General features: G+C 70.0%; 18 protein-coding genes. 11 read left to right on the top strand and 7 right to left on the bottom strand.

Features of this window, described 5'->3' with window-relative positions; translation table 11 throughout:
* Positions 1-80: 80 nt before the first annotated feature.
* Both greA and SACCYDRAFT_RS20665 read right to left on the bottom strand, forming a co-directional pair.
* Positions 81-575: a transcription elongation factor GreA gene (greA, locus tag SACCYDRAFT_RS20670; protein ID WP_005459137.1), complete on the bottom strand. Its 495-nt coding sequence runs from the start codon at positions 573-575 to the stop codon at positions 81-83.
* A gap of 176 nt (positions 576-751) precedes the next feature.
* A complete protein-coding gene (locus SACCYDRAFT_RS20665) occupies positions 752-1,216 on the bottom strand; it encodes a DUF4307 domain-containing protein (protein WP_005459135.1) in 465 nt (154 codons plus the stop codon).
* 143 nt (positions 1,217-1,359) lie between these two features.
* Between SACCYDRAFT_RS20665 and mca the strand changes: the two genes are divergently transcribed.
* Both mca and SACCYDRAFT_RS20655 read left to right on the top strand, forming a co-directional pair.
* On the top strand, positions 1,360-2,274 hold the full coding sequence (gene mca / locus SACCYDRAFT_RS20660; RefSeq protein WP_043536750.1) for a mycothiol conjugate amidase Mca: 915 nt from the start codon (positions 1,360-1,362) through the stop codon (positions 2,272-2,274).
* Positions 2,271-2,621 (top strand): hypothetical protein, encoded by a 351-nt coding sequence (locus SACCYDRAFT_RS20655; RefSeq protein WP_005459125.1) that lies wholly within the window; start codon positions 2,271-2,273, stop codon positions 2,619-2,621. Before mca ends, SACCYDRAFT_RS20655 begins: the two co-directional genes overlap by 4 nt.
* A gap of 9 nt (positions 2,622-2,630) precedes the next feature.
* Here SACCYDRAFT_RS20655 and SACCYDRAFT_RS20650 read toward each other — a convergent pair whose 3' ends face one another.
* The 3 genes from SACCYDRAFT_RS20650 to SACCYDRAFT_RS20640 are packed head-to-tail and all read right to left on the bottom strand — an operon-like array spanning position 2,631 to position 6,769.
* Positions 2,631-4,922 (bottom strand): ATP-binding cassette domain-containing protein, encoded by a 2,292-nt coding sequence (locus tag SACCYDRAFT_RS20650; RefSeq protein ID WP_005459123.1) that lies wholly within the window; start codon positions 4,920-4,922, stop codon positions 2,631-2,633.
* Positions 4,923-4,931: 9 nt separating this feature from the next.
* Positions 4,932-5,807 (bottom strand): ABC transporter permease, encoded by an 876-nt coding sequence (locus tag SACCYDRAFT_RS20645; RefSeq protein WP_005459121.1) that lies wholly within the window; start codon positions 5,805-5,807, stop codon positions 4,932-4,934.
* Complete coding sequence (locus SACCYDRAFT_RS20640) at positions 5,804-6,769, bottom strand: daunorubicin resistance protein DrrA family ABC transporter ATP-binding protein (protein ID WP_005459119.1); 966 nt, start codon at positions 6,767-6,769, stop codon at positions 5,804-5,806. Before SACCYDRAFT_RS20640 ends, SACCYDRAFT_RS20645 begins: the two co-directional genes overlap by 4 nt.
* Positions 6,770-6,864: 95 nt before the next feature.
* On the opposite strand from SACCYDRAFT_RS20640, the gene SACCYDRAFT_RS20635 reads away from it, so the two are divergent.
* From SACCYDRAFT_RS20635 to SACCYDRAFT_RS20620, 4 genes are all read left to right on the top strand, one after another.
* Positions 6,865-7,647, top strand: a complete 783-nt coding sequence (locus SACCYDRAFT_RS20635; RefSeq protein ID WP_043537444.1) for a TetR/AcrR family transcriptional regulator — start codon at positions 6,865-6,867, stop codon at positions 7,645-7,647.
* A 29-nt stretch (positions 7,648-7,676) separates the two neighbouring features.
* Positions 7,677-9,689, top strand: coding sequence for a thioredoxin domain-containing protein (locus tag SACCYDRAFT_RS20630; protein ID WP_005459115.1), 2,013 nt, complete (start codon positions 7,677-7,679; stop codon positions 9,687-9,689).
* A 153-nt stretch (positions 9,690-9,842) separates the two neighbouring features.
* Positions 9,843-11,768 (top strand): acyl-CoA dehydrogenase family protein, encoded by a 1,926-nt coding sequence (locus tag SACCYDRAFT_RS20625; protein WP_005459114.1) that lies wholly within the window; start codon positions 9,843-9,845, stop codon positions 11,766-11,768.
* Positions 11,769-11,860: 92 nt separating this feature from the next.
* Entirely contained in the window at positions 11,861-12,703 is an 843-nt protein-coding gene (locus tag SACCYDRAFT_RS20620) for an endonuclease/exonuclease/phosphatase family protein (protein ID WP_005459112.1), read from the top strand.
* Positions 12,704-12,766: 63 nt separating this feature from the next.
* On the opposite strand, the gene SACCYDRAFT_RS20615 is transcribed toward SACCYDRAFT_RS20620, so the two are convergent.
* Positions 12,767-13,759: an extracellular catalytic domain type 1 short-chain-length polyhydroxyalkanoate depolymerase gene (locus SACCYDRAFT_RS20615; protein WP_005459111.1), complete on the bottom strand. Its 993-nt coding sequence runs from the start codon at positions 13,757-13,759 to the stop codon at positions 12,767-12,769.
* Between the two features lie 174 nt (positions 13,760-13,933).
* Between SACCYDRAFT_RS20615 and SACCYDRAFT_RS20610 the strand changes: the two genes are divergently transcribed.
* The 5 genes from SACCYDRAFT_RS20610 to SACCYDRAFT_RS20590 all read left to right on the top strand — a co-directional run bounded on the left by SACCYDRAFT_RS20610 (position 13,934) and on the right by SACCYDRAFT_RS20590 (position 18,270).
* On the top strand, positions 13,934-15,328 hold the full coding sequence (locus SACCYDRAFT_RS20610) for a 3-hydroxybutyrate oligomer hydrolase family protein (protein WP_005459110.1): 1,395 nt from the start codon (positions 13,934-13,936) through the stop codon (positions 15,326-15,328).
* A 172-nt stretch (positions 15,329-15,500) separates the two neighbouring features.
* A complete protein-coding gene (locus tag SACCYDRAFT_RS20605; protein ID WP_005459109.1) occupies positions 15,501-16,718 on the top strand; it encodes an MFS transporter in 1,218 nt (405 codons plus the stop codon).
* 43 nt (positions 16,719-16,761) lie between these two features.
* Entirely contained in the window at positions 16,762-17,289 is a 528-nt protein-coding gene (locus tag SACCYDRAFT_RS20600; RefSeq protein WP_005459108.1) for a GNAT family N-acetyltransferase, read from the top strand.
* Between the two features lie 67 nt (positions 17,290-17,356).
* Positions 17,357-17,683: a putative quinol monooxygenase gene (locus SACCYDRAFT_RS20595; protein WP_005459107.1), complete on the top strand. Its 327-nt coding sequence runs from the start codon at positions 17,357-17,359 to the stop codon at positions 17,681-17,683.
* A gap of 104 nt (positions 17,684-17,787) precedes the next feature.
* Positions 17,788-18,270 carry a DinB family protein gene (locus tag SACCYDRAFT_RS20590; protein ID WP_005459106.1) on the top strand — a complete coding sequence of 161 codons (483 nt, stop codon included), beginning with the start codon at positions 17,788-17,790 and terminating at the stop codon, positions 18,268-18,270.
* Between the two features lie 6 nt (positions 18,271-18,276).
* On the opposite strand, the gene SACCYDRAFT_RS20585 is transcribed toward SACCYDRAFT_RS20590, so the two are convergent.
* Positions 18,277-18,846: a TetR/AcrR family transcriptional regulator gene (locus SACCYDRAFT_RS20585; protein WP_005459105.1), complete on the bottom strand. Its 570-nt coding sequence runs from the start codon at positions 18,844-18,846 to the stop codon at positions 18,277-18,279.
* Between the last annotated feature and the right edge of the window lie 48 nt (positions 18,847-18,894).

Here is an 18,894-nt window from a genome sequence, read left to right as displayed (position 1 = left end):
GTCGGCGGACAAACCAACGGCCGGTGCGCCACCCACGCGGCTACACCGGCCGTCCACACACGCTCGGGGTCGACCCCGGCTCAGGCGCTGTAGGGGACCGCTTTCACGAGCGTCACCTTCTGGGTCTTGCCGTTGGGCAGCGGGTACTCCCGTGCCTCGCCCTCCTTCGCTCCGAGCAGGGCCCTGCCGAGCGGCGAGTCGGGCGAGTACACCTCGATCGGCCCGCTTCCGCCTTCCTCGCGGGTGGCGAGCAGGAACGTCTCCTCGTCGTCATCGCCGTCGTAGCGCACGGTCAGCACCATGCCGGGCTCGGCGATGCCGTCGTCCTTCGGTGCCTCACCGACCTTGGCCGAGCGCAGCAGCTCCTGCAGGTGCCGGATGCGGGCTTCCTGCTGACCCTGCTCCTCACGGGCGGCGTGGTAGCCACCGTTCTCCTTGAGGTCGCCTTCTTCCCGACTGGCGTTGATCTTCGCGGCGATGACCGGACGATTCTCGATCAGCTCGTCGAGTTCGCTCTTGAGCCTGTCGTAGGCATCCTGGGTCAGCCAGGTCACCTTGCTGTCGCTCACGGTCACCATCTCCTCCTAGGGGCCTGCCGAGCCTGGGTATACAAGCCGGCCGCCACGCCGTCGTGGCTGGTAGATAAAGGAAAGACACGGCCCCGCGGGACCGTGCCGACAAGTAGAGGATAGCACGAAACCGCCCCCGAAGGCCGCTACGTTCTCGGTCGCCGGGCGTTCCGGCGCCTATTTCACTCCGTTGGCCGCTCGGGGGTTGACAAGTATTCGGGAACATCATAAGAGCACCCGTACACGTCCGCAGTGACGGGCCGTCCGATGCTCCGCACGACGGTGTTCAGGCGATGCACGCCCGGCGGAACGTAGAGCTCCTTCCTTCCCGACTCGGCTCCGTTGATCTCACGGACCCTGACGATGCACACGGCCGGACGCGACGGATCGTCACGGTTCACGTCCACCGTGATCTCCATGGCGTTGCCCGGCCGTTCCTCGAACGCCACACGTTGACCGTCGATGGGTGTGGCGAACCACTGCGAATAAGCGACATAGCTACCGAGGCCGAGAACCACGACGGTGGCGAGCCCGGCGAACCAGGCCTTCCTGCCACGCAGGCGGCGGCGCGGCCGACGGGTACGGGCGGATCCGTAGCGGTCCTCCAGAGCGCGCGCCGACTCCTGGCCGGGCTCCGAACTGCTCAAGGGAGGGCCTCCCGAACGGTCTTGTCGTTGCGGCGGGGAGAATGAAAACACCCACCTCGCGTGTTGAGTATCCGTGAGAGCGATACGGACGTGGGCCGGGGGGTCCGCACATGACGTGGGATCGGAAAGGAACCGAGCCGAACATGGCGCGAACCGATGGAGAGAGGGCGGACAGGGTGGACGCGGGGTTGCGGCTGATGGCGGTGCACGCCCATCCGGACGACGAGTCGAGCAAGGGCGCCGCCACGATGGCCCGCTACGTCGCCGAAGGGCACGAGGTCATGGTCGTGACGTGCACCGGTGGTGAAGCGGGCAGCGTGCTGAATCCGGCGATGGACCGGCCCGAGGTCCACGAGAACATGACGATGCTGCGCAGGGAGGAGATGGCCAGGGCGGCCAAGATCCTCGGGGTGCAGCACCGCTGGCTCGGCTTCATCGACTCCGGTCTGCCGGAGGGCGACCCGCCGCCGCCGCTGCCGGAGGACTGCTTCGCCAACGTGCCGCTGGAGGAACCGGTCGCGAAGCTCGTTCGGGTCATGCGTGAGTTCCGCCCGCACGTCGTCACCACCTACGACGAGAACGGCGGTTACCCGCACCCGGACCACATCCGTTGCCACGAGGTCTCGATGGCGGCCTACGACGCCGTGGCCGACCCCGAGCAGTACCCGGACGCGGGCGAACCGTGGCAGCCGCTGAAGCTGTACTACGGCCACGGATTCTCGCGGGCGAAGTTCGAGGCGTTCCACGAGGCGCTCACCTCCAGGGGGCTGTCCTCGCCCTACGAGGAGTGGCTGAAGAACTGGGACCCCGACCGGCCCGACGTCATGGAGCGCGTCACCACGCGCGTGCCGTGCGCCGACTACTTCGAGGTGCGGGACGACGCGCTGCGGGCGCACGCCACGCAGATCGACCCCAACAGCCGGTGGTTCGCGGTGCCGCTCGACGTGCAGCGTGAGGTGTGGCCCACCGAGGAGTACGAGCTGGTGCGCTCGCTCGTCGACACGACCCTGCCCGAGGACGATCTGTTCGCGGGGGTCCGAGAGAGGGTGACGACATGACACTGCCGGCCTTCGCGGCCGTACCCGCCATGAACGCCGGGGTCTGGCTCTCCCAGCAGCCGCCCGGCGGCAACGGCGGGGACGGCGGCGGTCAGGGCGAGGACTTCGGCAAGTCCTCGCCCGTCGGCCTGCTGCTTCTGCTGGTGTTCTTCGTGGCGGTCGCGTTCCTCGTCCGCTCGATGACCAAGCACCTCAAGCGGGTGCCCGCGAGTTTTGACGGCACCTCCGGGCGCGGTGACTCCGGCGGCGGTGGCAGCACTCACCACCACGACGGTGGCAGCGGGGACACCGCCGGAGCCGACACCGGTTCCGGCGGCGGTGACTCCGGCGGCGGGGGCGGCGACTGAGCGCCGCGGTTACCCGTTGGAGACGGCGGGTCGGACCGCCCTGCGGAGGTACTCCGCCGTATGGGAGCCGCGCGCGTCGAGCAGTTCGCGCGGCGTGCCCTGGAAGACCACCCGTCCGCCCTCGTGACCGCCTTCCGGGCCGAGGTCGATCACCCAGTCGGCGCGTCCGATGACGTCGAGGTTGTGTTCGACCACGAGCACGGTGTTGCCGCCGTCCACCAGGCGGTCGAGGACCGAGAGCACCACCTCGACATCGCGGGGGTGCAGGCCGGTGGTCGGTTCGTCGAGAACGTAGATCGCTCCCTGTTTGTGCAGCTCCGTGGCGAGCTTCACCCGCTGGCACTCACCGCCGCTCAACGTGCCCAGGGGTTGTCCCAGCGTCAGGTACCCGAGGCCCACGTCGAGCACCGACGACAGGATCGCTTTCGGCTTGCGTTCGGTGAAGAACTCCGCGGCTTCGGCGGCCGTCATGGCCAGCACGTCGCTGATGGAGCGGTCCCGGAGCCGGTGGGTCAGCACCGGGTCGGAGAAGCGCCGTCCCTCGCACGTCTCGCAGACCGACTTGAGCCCCTCCAGGAACGCGAGGTCGGTGTAGATCACCCCGGCGCCCTGGCAGTCCGGGCAGGCGCCGTCGGAGTTGAAGCTGAACAGTGACGCCTTCACTCCGCACTCGCGGGCGAAGAGGCCGCGGACGACGTCGAGCAGACCGGTGTAGGTGGCGAGGTTGGACCGCCTCGACGTGCCCGGCGCGGACTGGTCGATCACCACGGCCTCGGGATGCTGGGGAAGGAATCCCTCGTGTACGAGCGTGCTCTTGCCCGACCCGGCGACCCCGGTGACGACCGTGAGTACTCCCGCGGGCACGTCCACGATGATCCCGGTGAGGTTGTGCGCGTCCGCGTCGACGACGGGCAGCGCACCCGTCGCGGTGCGGACCGTCTCCTTCAGCCGGATACCGCGTGAGAAGTACCGGCCGGTGAGCGTCTCCGCACGGGCCAGGCCCGCGACGTCGCCGCTGTAGACGACGTGTCCTCCGCCCGTGCCCGCGTCGGGCCCCATGTCGATCACGTGGTCGGCCACGGCGACCACGTCCGGGTCGTGCTCCACCACCAGTACGGTGTTGCCCCGGTCCCGCAGCCTCACCAGCAGTTCGGTGAGCCGGTGCACGTCGCGTGGGTGCAGGCCGACGCTCGGCTCGTCGAAGACGTACAGCATGTCGATCAGCGCGCTGCTCAGGTGCTTGACCGTCTTGATCCGCTGCGACTCGCCACCGGACAGCGTGGCGGTGCGCCGGTCGAGGGAGAGGTAACCGAGACCGATGTCCACCAGGTTGCGGAGCCGCTCGACCAGATTCGCGACGACCGGTGCCACGACCGGCTCGGTGATGCCGGCGACGACGTCGACCAGGGCGGTGATCTCCATCGCGGACAGCTCGGCGATCGAGTGACCGTTCACCCGGCACGCGAGGACCTCGGGGCGCAGCCGAGCGCCCCCGCACCCGGGACACTCCGCTGTGGTGGTGAACCGGCGCAGCAGTTCCTGCCTGCGGGCGGACGCGCCGTCCCCCTCGCCGTCGTCCTTGTTGATGTAGAGGCGGGTGACCTTGTCGACGAACCCCTCGAACGTCGACCTCACCGTGCTGCCGTTCCAGTCGAGCGCGATCTTCGTCTCCTCCGACGGGCCGTGCAGGAACGTCTCCCACTCCGCGGCGTCGTAGTCGGCCAGGGGTTTGTCCGGGTCCAGCAGCCCGGAGTGGGCGTACAGCTTCCACATCCAGCCGCCGACCTTGAACTGCGGGTGCCGGATCGCTCCGTCGGCCAGTGATCTCGACGTGTCCAGCAGGGCGTCGAGGTCCGGCTTCGTGATGTTGCCGAGGCCGTGACACTCCGGGCACATCCCGGCGGGGTCGTTGAACGAGAAGGCGTTCGAGTACCCGACGTACGGCGTGCCCGCCCGGGAGAACACCAGCCGCAGCAGAGGTGCGATGTCGGTGACGGTTCCGACGGTGGAACGGGCGTTGCCGCCGAGGCGCTTCTGGTCCACGATGATCGCGGCTGGCAGGTTCTCGATGCTGTCGACGTCCGGCCGTGAGTAGCTCGGCAGGAAGGTACGGGCGAAGGCGGAGAACGTCTCGTTCAACTGCCGGCCCGACTCCGCCGCGATCGTGCCGAACACGAGCGACGACTTCCCCGAACCGGACACGCCGGTGAACGCGGTGATCTTGTGCTTCGGCACGCGGACGGTGATGTCGGCGAGGTTGTTCTCTCGCGCGCCGGTGATGACGATGTGGGTGCTTTCCACCTGGAGCTCCTAGCGGCTCAACCGCCGGTAGCGGCGAACGGACAGCGGGAAGAAGACGGCGATCAGCAGCACCGGCCACAGCACGGCGGGCAGCATGGGGTGCGCCGCGACCCACGAGTCGCTCGCCCAGCCCGGGTTTCCGAGCAGCTCGCGGACGGCGGCGACCGTGGCCGACAGCGGGTTCCACTCGGCGATGGGGCCGAGCCAGTTCGGCATCGTGGCCGGTGAGACGAAGGCGTTGGACAGGAAACCGACCGGCCACACCAGGATCTGGAGTGCCATCACCGACTCCGGGCCACGGGCGACGAGACCGAGGTAGATGCCCACCCACAGCATGGCCAGACGCAGCAGCAGCAACAGACCGAACGCGGCGAGCGTCGGCGCGAGTCCGCCGTGGGGCTGCCAGCCCACGGCGAGGCCTGTGGCCACCAGCACGGCAAGGGTGACGGCGCTGTTCAGCAGGTCCGCGCTCGCGCGGCCGACCACCACCGCCGAAGCGGCCATCGGCAGTGAACGGAACCGGTCGGTGACGCCGCGCGCGAGGTCGGTGCTCACGGCGGTGAACGTGGACTCGATGCCGAACACCATGGTCAGCGCGAACACGCCGGGGACGAGGAACTCCCAGTAGTCGCCCGGGACCGCCATCGCGCCTCCGAACAGGAAGCCGAACATCAGCAGCACCATCACGGAGAACAGCAGGTTGGCCACCAGCATCCCGGGCTGGTTGGCCCAGTGGGCGAGATCGCGGCGGGTCACGGTCCACGCGTCCGCGACCGCCCATCGCAGCCGCGAGCCCGTGGTCGTGGGCACCTCGGCGGGACGGGGCGCCGAGGTGGTCGAGATCGTGGGAACGGTCATGCCAGTCATGCCAGTCATGCCAGTCATGCCACTGTCTCCTTCGCGGTCCGTTCGATACCGGTGAGCTGCAGGAACACCTCGTCGAGCGTGGGGCGGCGGACGGTGACGTCCTCGATCGCGAGGCCGTCCTTCTCGACCGCGCGGAGGAAGTCCGAGAGCGTGCCGACGCGGTCGGCGACGGGCGCGCTGAGACGGGCCCTCTCGGCATCCGTGTGGACGTCGGCGTCGGAGACCCGCCGCAGCAGTTCCGCCGCCGCGGTGAGGTCGGAGGTCCGGCGCACCGTGACGTCGAGCCGGTCGCCACCGACGAGCCCCTTCAGCTCGTCCGGCGTGCCCTGGGCGATCACCCTGCCGCCGTCCACCACCGAGACGGCGTCGGCGAGCTGATCGGCCTCCTCCAGGTACTGGGTGGTGAGGATGACCGTGGTTCCCGAGGCGGCCAGTTCACGCACCGCCTCCCACATCTCCGTGCGGGCGCGCGGGTCGAGTCCCGTGGTGGGTTCGTCGAGGAACAGCACGGACGGCGCCGTGAGCAGCCCGGCCGCGAGGTCGAGCCGGCGGCGCATCCCTCCGGAGTACTGCTTCACCGGCTTGCCGCCCGCCTCCGTGAGCCGGAAGGCGGCCAGGAGTTCGTCGGCCCGGCGCGCCGCCTGCGCGGGGGTCAGGTGGTAGAGCCTTCCGAACATCACCAGGTTCTGACGTCCCGTGAGGGTCTCGTCCACGGCGGCGTTCTGCCCGACCAGGCCGATGCTGCGCCGCACGTGCTCCGCCTGCGTGCTCACGTCGAAACCCGCGACGCGGGCTGTGCCCGAATCGGCGCGCACGAGCGTGCTGAGCACGCGCACGGTGGTGGTCTTGCCCGCGCCGTTGGGGCCGAGGACGCCGTGGACGGTGCCGGGCGGCACGACGAGATCCAGGCCGTCCAGCGCGTTGGTCGTGCCGTAGCGCTTACGCAGTCCGATGGCCTCCACGGCCAGAACGGCGCTCATGCATCCTCCTAAACTCTCTACGTTGTATGGATTAGAAAGTACTATACGGCGTATGGAGATTTCAAGCCGGAGGTAACGTGAGTGAGGTGAGCAGCGTGTACGTGGGCAGCGGAGACCCGAAGCGCAGCATGGAACTGCTGTGGGGGGTGGTGGACAAGCCCCGGCGCGGGCCCAAACCCCGGTTCACCGTCGACGACATCGTCGCCACCGCGATCGAGCTGGCCGACGCCGAAGGAATCGACGCCGTGACCATGCGGGGAGTCGCCTCGGCGCTCGGCCTCACGGCCATGTCCCTCTACGGGTACGTGCCGGGCAAGGCCGAGCTCGTCGACCTCATGGTCGACCGCGTCCACGCCGAGCTGAGCCCGCCCGAGTCGAGCGCCTCCGGCTGGCGGGCAAGGCTGGAGGCCGTGGCCCGCCGGACGTGGGAGCTGTACCTACGGCACCCGTGGCTGCTCCAGGTGTCCACGGTACGACCGGTGCTGGGACCGAACGTCATCGCCAAGTACGACGCCGACCTGCACGCCGTCGCCGACCTCGGGCTGACATCCGTCGAGATGGACCAAGTGATCACCCTCGTGTCGAACTACGTCCACGGTGCAGTGCGAGCCGCCGTCGAGATGCGCAGGGTCAGGCAGGACACCGGCAAGGACAACCCCCAGTGGTGGAGCGAGTACGCGCCGCTGTTCACGAAGCTGTTCGACGACGAGCGTTACCCGGTGGCCGCGAAGGTGGGGAGCGAGATGGGCGAGGAGCACTACGGCCCCGACGCCCCCGAGCTGGCGTTCGAGTTCGGTCTCGAACGCATCCTCGACGGCGTCGCCGTGCTTGTCGAGAACGCCGCCCGCCGTGCCGGACCTGACGTCACTTCGCTGTGAACCGCCCGGACGTGTGACACGCTGGGGTCATGAACCGCCTCGCCACCGCCACCTCGCCCTACCTGCTGCAACACGCCGACAATCCCGTGGACTGGTGGCCGTGGGGACCCGAAGCGCTCGCCGAGGCGCGGCGCCGGGACGTGCCGATCCTGCTGTCGATCGGATACGCCGCCTGCCACTGGTGTCACGTGATGGCACACGAGTCGTTCGCCGACGACGACGTCGCCGCGTTCATGAACGAGCACTTCGTCAACATCAAGGTCGACCGGGAGGAACGTCCGGACATCGACGCCGTGTACATGACCGCCACCCAGGCCATGACGGGCCAGGGCGGGTGGCCCATGACCTGCTTCCTCACCCCGGACGCCGAACCGTTCCACTGCGGCACCTACTACCCGCCCGTGCCCGCACACGGGATTCCGGCGTTCAAGCAGCTGCTGACGGCGGTCGACCAGGCGTGGCGGGAACGTCGTGACGAGCTCGTCGAGGGCGCCGGGCGCATCGTCGACCACATCGCCGAGCAGACCGGGCCGCTGAGCCCGCACCCGGTCACCGGCGACACCGTCGCGTCGGCCGTGTCGAAGTTGCGGACCGAGACCGACCCCGGCCACGGCGGGTTCGGTGGCGCGCCCAAGTTCCCCCCGTCGATGGTGCTGGAGTTCCTGCTGCGTCACTACGAGCGCACGGGTTCGGTGGAAGCGCTGTCCATTGTGGATATGACGGCCGAAGGCATGGCACGCGGAGGGATCTACGACCAGCTCGCCGGCGGGTTCGCGCGGTACTCCGTGGACTCGGGGTGGGTCGTGCCGCACTTCGAGAAGATGCTGTACGACAACGCGCTGCTGTTGCGTTTCTACGCCCACCTCGCGCGGCGCACCGACTCCCCGCTCGCCCACCGCGTCGCGGGGGAGACGGCGGAGTTCCTGCTGCGCGACCTGCGGACGCCGCAGGGCGCGTTCGCCGCGTCGCTCGACGCCGACACCGAAGGCGTCGAGGGCCTGACCTACGTGTGGACGCCGCAGCAGCTCGTGGAGGTGCTCGGCCCCGACGACGGCGCGTGGGCCGCGGAGACGTTCGGTGTCACCGAGGAAGGCACCTTCGAACACGGGGCCTCCACGCTCCAACTACGCCGTGACCCCGACGACGCCTCCCGGTGGATGCGTGTGACGTCCGCACTGCTGCAGGCCCGCAACGCACGGCCACAGCCGGCCCGCGACGACAAGGTGATCGCCGCGTGGAACGGCCTCGCCATCACCGCACTGGCGGAGGCGGGCGTCGCCCTGCAACGTCCGGAGTGGGTCGAAGCCGCGGTCGCCGCCGGAGCGTTCGTCCTCGACGTGCACGCCGGCGGCGACACCGCGGGCGGACTGCGGCGCACCTCGCGCGACGGAGTCGTGGGTACCGCGGCCGGAGTGCTGGAGGACTACGGCTGCCTCGCCGACGGGCTGCTGGCGCTGCACCAGGCCACCGGCGAGTCGGTGTGGCTCGTGGAGGCGACCACCCTGCTCGACACGGCGTTGCGGCGTTTCGGGGTCGAGGGCGCGCCGGGTGCTTTCCACGACACCGCGGCCGACGCCGAGGCGCTCGTGCACCGGCCGAGTGATCCCACCGACAACGCGAGTCCGTCCGGGGCGTCGGCGTTGGCGGGTGCGCTGCTCCCGGCGTCCGCGCTGGCGGGTCCCGAGCGCGCGGGAACGTACCGGGCGGCGTGCGAGGAGGCACTGAGCCGAGCCGGCGCGCTCGTGGCACAGGTACCCCGGTTCGCGGGGCACTGGTTGTCGGTGGCGGAGGCGTTGCTGTCCGGCCCGGTGCAGGTCGCCGTCGTGGGTACCGACGCGGCGGACCGCGCCGAGCTGGTGGTGGAGGCCGCCAGAAGGGTGCACGGCGGGGGCGTGGTGCTCGGTGGCAGCCCCGAGGCCGACGGTGTGCCGCTGCTGGCCGACCGCCCGCTCGCGGACGGCGCCCCGGCGGCGTACGTCTGCCGGGGCTACGTCTGCGACCGCCCGGTGACCACGCCCGAAGCCCTAGCCAGGTCCCTCTGAAGCCGTGTCCGCAGGTTAGGAACGCGTGTCCGCACTCCTTGTACGCACCGCTGTGCGGGAACTGCGGACACGCGTGCACAGGCTGCGGACACGGTGTCCCAGGTGACGATCTTCAGGACTGCGGCGGCACCGTTTCTGGGGCAGGCTGGGCACATGGAGTCGCTGACCGAAGTGTTGACCCGGTTGCTCGACGGGCGGTGGGCGGCGGTACGCCGCGACGTCAGGGAACACCTTGCCGCGCAGGCGGCCCGAGGGGCCCTCGACACGGCGGGGCTGGACGTCGCCGCGCATCGCGAGCGGGTAGCCCGGCAGTTGCAGGCCCTCGCCGAGACCGGAGGCCCGCGACTCGGCTTCCCCCGCGAGTACGGGGGCCACGGGGACATCGGCGCCGCCGTGGTGTCGTTCGAGATGCTCGGTTTCGGTGACCTCTCCCTGATGGTCAAGGCCGGCGTCCAGTGGGGGCTGTTCGGTGGCGCGGTCCACCTCCTCGGCACCCGGTACCACCACGAGCGGTACCTCCCGGACATCATGTCCGGCGCGTTGCTCGGTTGTTTCGCGATGACGGAGGTCGGGCACGGCTCGGACGTGCAGCACCTGCGCACCACGGCCACCTACGAGAAGGACACCGCCGAGTTCGTGGTGCACACCCCCGACGAGGCGGCGTCGAAGACCTACATCGGCAACGCGGCGCGCGACGGCCGGGTCGCGGTGGTGTTCGCCCAGCTCGTCACCGGTGGCGAAAGCCGGGGCGTGCACGCGCTGCTCGTGCCGATCCGCGACGAGCACGGCGCGGTGCTGCCCGGGGTCACCGTCGAGGACTCCGGTGTGAAGGCCGGGCTGAACGGGGTCGACAACGGCAGGCTCACGTTCGACCACGTGCGCGTGCCCCGCACGGCACTGCTCAACCGCTACGGCGACGTCGCCGAGGACGGCACCTACACCAGTCGCATCGACAGCGACGGCAAGCGTTTCTTCACCATGCTGGGCACGCTGGTGCGTGGCCGGATCAGTATCGCGGGCAGCGCGGCCAGCGCCACGAAACGCGCGCTTACCATCGCCGTGCACTACGGCGACCGGCGCAGACAGTTCCAGAACCCGGCCGGGGCCGAGATTCCCGTGCTCGACTACCTGACCCACCAGCGTCGGCTGCTGCCCGCGCTCGCCACGACGTACGCGCTGCACTTCGCGCAGGAGGACCTCGTCGGGGAGTTGCACGACCTCCAGGGCGGGGGCGTCCCCGAGGACGTCGCGGAGGTCGACGACGTCCGTCAGCGGGAGCTGGAGTCACTCGCCGCGGGGATGAAGGCGCTCGCCACCTGGCACGCCACGCGCGCGATCCAGGCCGCTCGGGAGGCCTGCGGCGGAGCGGCTTACATGGCCGAGAACGTGTTGCCGTCGCTCAAGGCCGACACCGACGTGTTCACCACGTTCGAGGGCGACAACACGGTGTTGCTGCAACTCGTGGCGAAGGGACTGCTCACCAACTACCGCCTCCAGTTCGAGGACTTGAGTCCACTCGCGACAGCGCGGTTCGTGGCCGAGCAGTTCGTCGGCGCCGTGATCGAACGCACGGCGGCGAGGAGGGTCGTCGAGCGGCTCGTCGACGCCTCACCGGCCAGGGACGACGACGCCGCCGTGTTCGACCGCGCGTGGCAGTGCAAGTTGTTCACCGACCGCGAGTCGCACGTCCTCGACGGTCTGGCCCGGCGACTGCGGGCGGCGACGCGCGACAACGCGTTCGAGGTGTTCAACTCCGCAGGCGACCACGTGCTGCGGGCGGCGCGGGCGCACGTCGAGCGTCTGGTGCTGGACTCCTTCGTCGCGGCCATCGACCGCTGTGAGGACGACCGGGCGCGGGAGCTGTTGAACAAGGTGTGCGACCTGCACGTGCTGTCCACCATCGAGGCCGACCGCGCGTGGTTCCTGGAACACGGCAGGCTCACCAGTGGGCGGGCGAAGGCCGTGGTGGCCGGGGTGAACCGGCTGTGCGGGGAGTTGCGGCCCCACGCGCGCACGCTGGTGGACGCCTTCGCGGTCCCGGAACCGTTGTGGCGGGTGCCGATGCTGGACTGGACCTGACCGTCCGGTGGTGTTCACCGTGGGGTCGGCGGCCTGTGACCTCCGCCGGGTAGGAAGGTCGTAGGAGGACCGATCCGTATGGAGGAATCCGAGTGAGGCGTGCCGGGCGGCTGCTTTCGGTGATGGCGATGGTGGGGACGCTGGTGGCGGCCACACCCGCTCATGCGGAAGGCCGGATGCAGACACGGCAGGTGACCGTGGCGACGTTCAACATCCACCACGGCGCGGGGCCGGACGACCGGCTCGACCTCGCTCACGTCGCCGACGTCGTCGCGGGCAACGAGTTGGACGTGGTCGGGCTGCAGGAGGTGGACCGGCACTGGGGCGAGCGGAGTGAGTTCGTCGACCAGGCTCGCTGGTTGGCCGAACGCCTCGACATGCACGTGGTGTTCGGCGCGAACCTCGACGAGGACCCGCCGGAGGCCGGGGCGCCCCGGCGGCAGTACGGCACGGCGATCCTGTCGCGCTTCCCGATCGTGGACAGCCGCAACGTCGCCCTGCCTCGCCCCGAGGGTGGAGAGCAGCGGGGTCTGCTGGAAGCGGTGGTGCGGGTGCGGGGCGTGCCGCTGCACTTCTACTCCACGCACCTGCAGCACGACTCGCAGGTGGAACGGCTGGCTCAGGCCGACGCCGTCAACGAGATCCTCGCCGACGTCGACCGGCCGGTCGTATTGGTGGGAGATCTGAACGCCGAACCCGGAACGCCGGAGATCGAGCGGCTCACTACGCGGTTGTACGACACCTGGCCGGTGGCGGGCGACGGGGACGGGCACACCTACGACGTGCTCACCCCGCACGCCCGCATCGACTACGTCCTCGCGAGCGACGAGGTCCACGCCCGCTCGGCGCGGGTGATCGACACCGACGCCTCCGACCACCTCCCGGTAGCCGTCGACGTCGTGATCACTGCCGCGCTGGGGCCGAGCGGGCGTTAGAGGCGTGTTTCGTAGGTCCGCTCCGAGCAGCCGGTACGCGGTACTTACGAAACACGCCCGGGTTCACGACAGTCCCCAGCTCTGTCCCAGGTGCCAGGCCGCGCAGACGTTCACGTCGAGCACGTACGCGGCCGCGCGCCCGCACTGCCCCTCACCGGTACCCGGGTCGACGGGCTGTCCGTGTCCCATGCCGGTGAGCGTCACGGTCTCGACGACGGCCCGGCCACTGCCGTCCTCGTACACCGCGTGCGGGTAGCCGCCCACGGTGCCCGTGCGGTCGGGAGTGGCGTCGGTGCCGTGCACGTCGGTCCACTGCTCCACGAGTTCACGCTGGTTGGCGACCCGGACCGTGCTGTCGGCGTCGCCGTGCCAGATGCTCACCGTCGGCCAGGGACCGTCGTGCGAACTCGCGCGGCGGACGAGGTCACCCCACGCGGACGGGCTGAGGTTCTTGCCCACGTACATACAGGTGTAGGCCTCGTACAACGCCGCCGCGCATCGGTAGGGCAGTCCGGCCACCACGCCGCCGCCCGCGAACCGGTCCGGGTAGGTGGCGAGCAGGGCCGACGTCATGCCACCGCCCGCCGAAAGCCCCGTGACGTACACGCGGGAGGAGTCGCCGCCGGTCGCGGCCAGAGTGTGGTCGACCATGCTGACCACCGACGCGACCTCACCCTGCCCGCGCGTCGTGTCGGCCGAGGCGAACCAGTTGAAGCAGTTGTTGAAGTTGTTCGTGGATCGCTGTTCGGGGAGGACCACACTGAACCGCCATTCGTCGGCGAGTTCCACCCAGCCCGAGTCGGTGCCGTAGCCGGTGGCGTTCTGCGTGCAGCCGTGCAGGGCGACCACCACGGGCCTGCCCTCGGCGAGTCCCTCGGGCACGTACCGGAACATGCGGAGATTGCCGGGGTTGCTGCCGAAGCCGGTGACCTCCGTGATGCTCGCAGCCTGTGGCGGCGTGGCGTGCGCGACCACGGGCGCGGCCAGGAACACGGCGGCCAGCAGGGACAGCAGGAGACCGCGGAAACGTAGTCGCGTTCGGACAGAGGTGCTCACGGGTCCCTCCTCACGTCGTTGTGATCCAAACCACGGTAGGGGTGGGTCGTGGTGCACACCATGTCGGCGACGGCCACATCGGTCGGCCCGACTGTGGTCGGCGAGCACATTCCGTGTGGTGAGCGCTACTCCTACGGTGACCCGGTGTCGGGAGGGAGAACCGGAGGTCACGTGATGCGCAAACGCAAGGTCGCCACCGCGGTGCTGTCGTCGGTGCTCGTCGCCGTGTCCGGTGCAGGCTCGGTGGCGGTGGCGGAGTCAGTCCCCGCCCCGGCGGGGGAGTGCGCCGAACGCCACCCGCGGGTGCCCGGAGTGCGGTACCAGGAGGTGTCGTGTCTCGACGACCTCACCACCACGGGCACCGCCCGTACGGGACACACCGACCCGGCGGACTGGGCCGGCCTGACCCAGGAAGCGCTCCCCGTGCCCGGGGCGGTGCCGGGAACGCAGATCGACGGGTACTTTCCCGACGACTCCACCACGAACACCAACCACGGCTGGAACCATGACTCGCAGTTCGTCATCCGGCTGCCCGAGAACTGGAACGGTGGTCTGGTCGTCTCGGGAACGCCGGGCAACCGGGAGCAGTACGCCAACGACCGGGCTATCTCCGACTGGGTGCTGTCGAAGGGGTATGCCTTCGCCGCCACCGACAAGGGCAACACCGGACTGGAGTTCCACACCGACGGCAGGCGTCCGGGCGACGCGATCGCCGAGTGGAACCGCCGGGTGACCCAACTGGCCCGCGCCGCGAAGGCCACGGTGACCCGGCACTACCACCGGCGACCGTCCACGACACTGGTGACGGGACTGTCCAACGGCGGCTACCTGGTGCGCTGGCAGCTGGAGAACCACCCCGAGCTCTACGACGGCGGCGTGGACTGGGAAGGCACGCTGTGGTCTGCGCGGGGACCGAACCTGGTGGAGTACCTGCCGGAAGCCCTGTCGGCCTATCCCCGCTACGCCGACGGCGGTGACGACGCCGACGCGGCACACGCCGAGTTGGTGGCGGCCGGGTTCCCCGCAGGCTCGGAGTTCCTGTGGCCGTACCACTACGAGATCTACTGGGACCTGACACAGCGAATCTACCGCGAGGAGATCGACCCGGCGTTCGACGGTGACACCGTGGCCGGGACCCCGTTCTGCGAACCGGGCACGCCCGCGTGCGACGCCGACTACGACTACCGCGAGCGGCCGGAGTCGGTGCACGAGGCCGTCGAACGCATCGGGCTGACCGGGCGGATCGGCAAACCGTTGCTGACGCTGCACGGCACGCTCGACGTGCTGCTGCCCATCGGCGAGGACTCCGACGTCTACGCCCGCATGGTGCGTGAGCAGGGGCGCGGGCACCTGCACCGCTACTACCGCATCGCCGACGGCACGCACACCGACTCGCTGGTGGACACCCATCCCGACAGGCTGCGGGCGCTGACCCCGTGTCACCGCACGGCCTTCGAGGCGCTGGAGGCGTACCTGGCAGACGGCACACCGCTGCCCGCCTCCGCCACGATCCCCCGCCCGGCCGACGCCACCCCGCAGGAACTGGTGACCACCTGCGACCTGCGCTGAAGCGACCCCTACCACCGTGTCCGCAGTTCACGTACGCGTGTTCGCACTGAGGGAACGCGCTGGGCGGGCCGGGCTTGTGCGGCCTTCGGCGACCGGAGCCGTTCGTGCCGCGCTTGTTCGTCACGGGCGAAACGCCTCCCGGGTGCCGGATCGGGGCGACTACTCTGCGCGCATGAACCTGGGGACGCACTTCTGGCGGTTCTGGACCGCGGCCGTGCTCGTCAACGTCGGCGACGGTATCCGACTGGCCGCCTTCCCTTTGCTAGCGGCGAGTCTCACCGACAGCGCCGCATGGGTGTCGCTCGTGACGGCGGCGAGCACGGTGCCGTGGCTGGTCGCGGGTCTCGCGGCGGGCTCTCTGGCCGACCGCCGGGGCGCTCGTGGTCTGGTCGTCACGGCCGACGCGCTGCGCGTCGTGGTGCTGGCCGGGCTCGCGACCCTGGTCGCCGTGGGTGCGGCGAGCGTCGCGCTCGTCGCGGTGGCGGCGCTGCTGCTGGGGATGGCGGAGACGCTGCGCGACACCGCCGCCCAGACGGTGGTCCCGCGGTTGGTGCCCGCCGCGTTGCTCGAACGCGCGAACGGCCGGTTGGTGGCCGGTGAGGTCGCGGGTAACGAGTTCGTCGGCCCGTTGCTCGGGGGTCTGCTGTTCGGTGTCGGGGCGGCCGTGCCGTTCGTGGCGAACAGCGCGGCGACGGCGTTGGCGGTCATGGCGGTGCTGAGCATTCCCGCCGCGGTGCTGAACCTGCGGGCCGAGCCGTCGGACGGCGCGGAGCCGAAGGTGGGTGCCGGTGTCCGCGCGGCGCTGTCGTGGCTGCTCGAACAGAACGCGCTGCGCATGTTGGTGATCGCCGGTCTCGGTGTCGCCGTGGCGGACAGCGCGTGGTTCGCCGTGTTCGTGCTCTACACCGAGCAGACGCTGCAGCTGGGCTCCGTCGGGTTCGGCGCGTTGCTGGCCGTCGGCGCTGTGGGCGGTATCGCCGGAGCCGTCATCGCCGACAAGGTGGTGGCGGGCCGTAGGCATCGCCTGGTGCTGGCGGTGGCCATGCTGCTGGCCGCGGCGACGCCGGTGTTGCTGATCGTGCTGCCGAACGTGCCGGGTGCGGTCGTGGTCGTGGTGACGACCAGCGGGGCGTTCGGGCTGTTCAACGTCGTGGCCGTGTCGCTGCGGCAACGGTTGGTTCCCGGGAGTTTGCTCGGCCGGATCACGGCCACCTGGCGCACCGTCGTGTACGGAGGTGCCGCACTCGGGGCGTTGGCGGGCGGTGCGCTCGCCACGCGGTGGGGGCTCGACGCGCCGTTCGTGCTCTGCGGAGTCCTGGGATTGGGGGCCACCGTGGCGTGGCTGCTCAGTTCGCGTGGCCTGCCAAGCCTGCCCGGGGGCGCGGCGTGACCGGGAAAGCAGTGGAACATCACGGTGGGTGGACACTGTGGCCATGCTGCCCACCGGTGAACTCGTCGTACTGCGACCTCTCGAACCCGATGACGCGGACGATTTCTGGCGCTGGCACAAGGATCCCGACGTGGGGCGGTGGCTGGTGGCCGACTACCACGAGTCGTTCGCGCAGACTCGCGCCCGGTTCGCCGAGCGGAAGCCGAACTCGCATTCGAACGTGGTGCTGGGTGTGGAGACCCTTGCCGAGGGCAAGCTCATCGGCGCTGCCTGCCTGGAGGGCGCGACCCCGGAGACGGCGAGGGCGGAGGTGTCCTTCTACCTCGGGGAGAAGGATTACTGGGGGCGCGGCTACGGCACCGACGCCATGCGTACGTTGTGCCGATACGGCTTCGAGGTCATGCGGTTGCACTCGATCGCGCTGTGGGTGGTCCCGGAGAACGAAGCCGCGGTGCGGCTCTACAAGAAGGTCGGATTTCGCGAGGACGGCCGGCACCGGGACGCCTTCCGTGGGGTCGGCCGGTGGCACGACCTGCTCCTCATGAGTCTGTTGGAGGGCGAGCTCACCTGAACCGAGCTCTTTGTCAAGGAGCTCTTACCATCGCGGTTGAGCGATACCAAGCGAACGGAGGAGCGTCATGATCTTCATTACCGCCAAGTTCCGCGTCCTGCCCGAGCACGCCGAGGCGTGGCCGGAGATCTCACGTGAGTTCACCGAGGCCACCCGCGCGGAGCCGGGCTGCCTGTGGTTCGACTGGTCACGCAGCCTCGACGACGAGAACGAGTACGTGCTGGTGGAGGCGTTCCGCGACGGCGAGGCGGGCGCGGCCCACGTCCAGTCGGACCACTTCAAGGCCGCGCAACAGAAGCTGCCGCAGTACCTCGTCGAGACCCCGCGCATCGTGAACACCACCGTCGATCAGGACGGTTGGTCCGAACTCGGTGAGATGGCCGTCAACCGCTGAGAACTCGCACAGTCCCGAAGTCGGGCACGATCCCACCACCTCGGACGAGCGTGAGGCGACGAAAAGCGCTCGCAATCACCGGATCGCGGCACTAGCGTGCGCACATGTCCGACGAGCGCTTCGCCTGGATGGCCTCGGAACGCGAGGTGTTGCTGCACTACCTGAACGCCATGCGCGACGCGGTGGTGCGGGTGTCCGAGGGACTGTGCGAGGAACGTCAGCGTGAGCCGGGCGTGGAGTCCGGCACCAACCTGCTGGGACTCGTCCGCCATCTGACCTGGGTGGAGCAGCACTGGTTCCAGTGCGTGTTCCTCGGTGAGGAGCCGGGCACGACCGACTCGATGGTCGTGCCCGCCGGACAGTCACACGACGAGATCGTGGCCGCCTACCGGAAGGCGTGCGCGCGCAGCGACGACATCGTGCGCGCCGCACCCGATCTCGGCGTGCTCGCGGCGCGGGCCAACCCGGGAGAGCAGGTGCGCGTACCACTGCGGGTCATCGTCACCCATCTGATCGAGGAGACGGCTCGCCACGCCGGACACGCCGACATCCTGCGCGAACGCCTCGACGGCGCGACTGCGCTGTAGCCCTGCTCAGCCCAGCGCGCGCCGGTACAGAGCCTCGACGTCCTCGCGCCGAGGCGGGGCCTCGCCGAGCACCGCCTGCATCATGAGCCCGCAGGTGAGCGTGGCCACCAGCCGTCCGGTCAGCGGATCGGTGCGGGCGACGAACAGCTCGGCCAGTGCGTCGTCCCACGCGACGGCGGCCCCGCGCAGGCGGGGGCGTTGGAGTGCGAGCGCGTAGAGGTTGTATTCGGCGATCGTGTTGGCGCGCTCCCTGGTCACGGAGTCGAGCACCAGTTCCGCCAGCGCCGCCGCCAGGTCCACGTCGTCGGGCAGCGCCGCGTCCCACTCCCGGAGCGCGGCCACGTTGCGCCGCGCCGCCTCGTCGAGGGCGCTGGCGATCAGCTCGTCGAGCGTGGCGAAGTGGTAGGTGGTGGAGCCGAGCGGCACGCCCGCCTCCGTCGCGACGGCACGGTGGGTGAGCGCGTTGATGCCGCGTTCGGCGATGACCGTGATGGCCGCGCGGGCGATGCGGTTGCGGCGGTCCGGATCGTTCGGACCACGGGTGCGTCTGCGTGTCACCGGTTCCTGCGCTGTCATGCGCGTGGCTCCCCTCCAAGCCGGTCCCCGCAATGACATCACACCACG

It is taken from the genome of Saccharomonospora cyanea NA-134 (assembly GCF_000244975.1).
Taxonomy (GTDB): domain Bacteria; phylum Actinomycetota; class Actinomycetes; order Mycobacteriales; family Pseudonocardiaceae; genus Saccharomonospora; species Saccharomonospora cyanea.
This window is presented reverse-complemented; position numbering and strand designations above follow the sequence as displayed.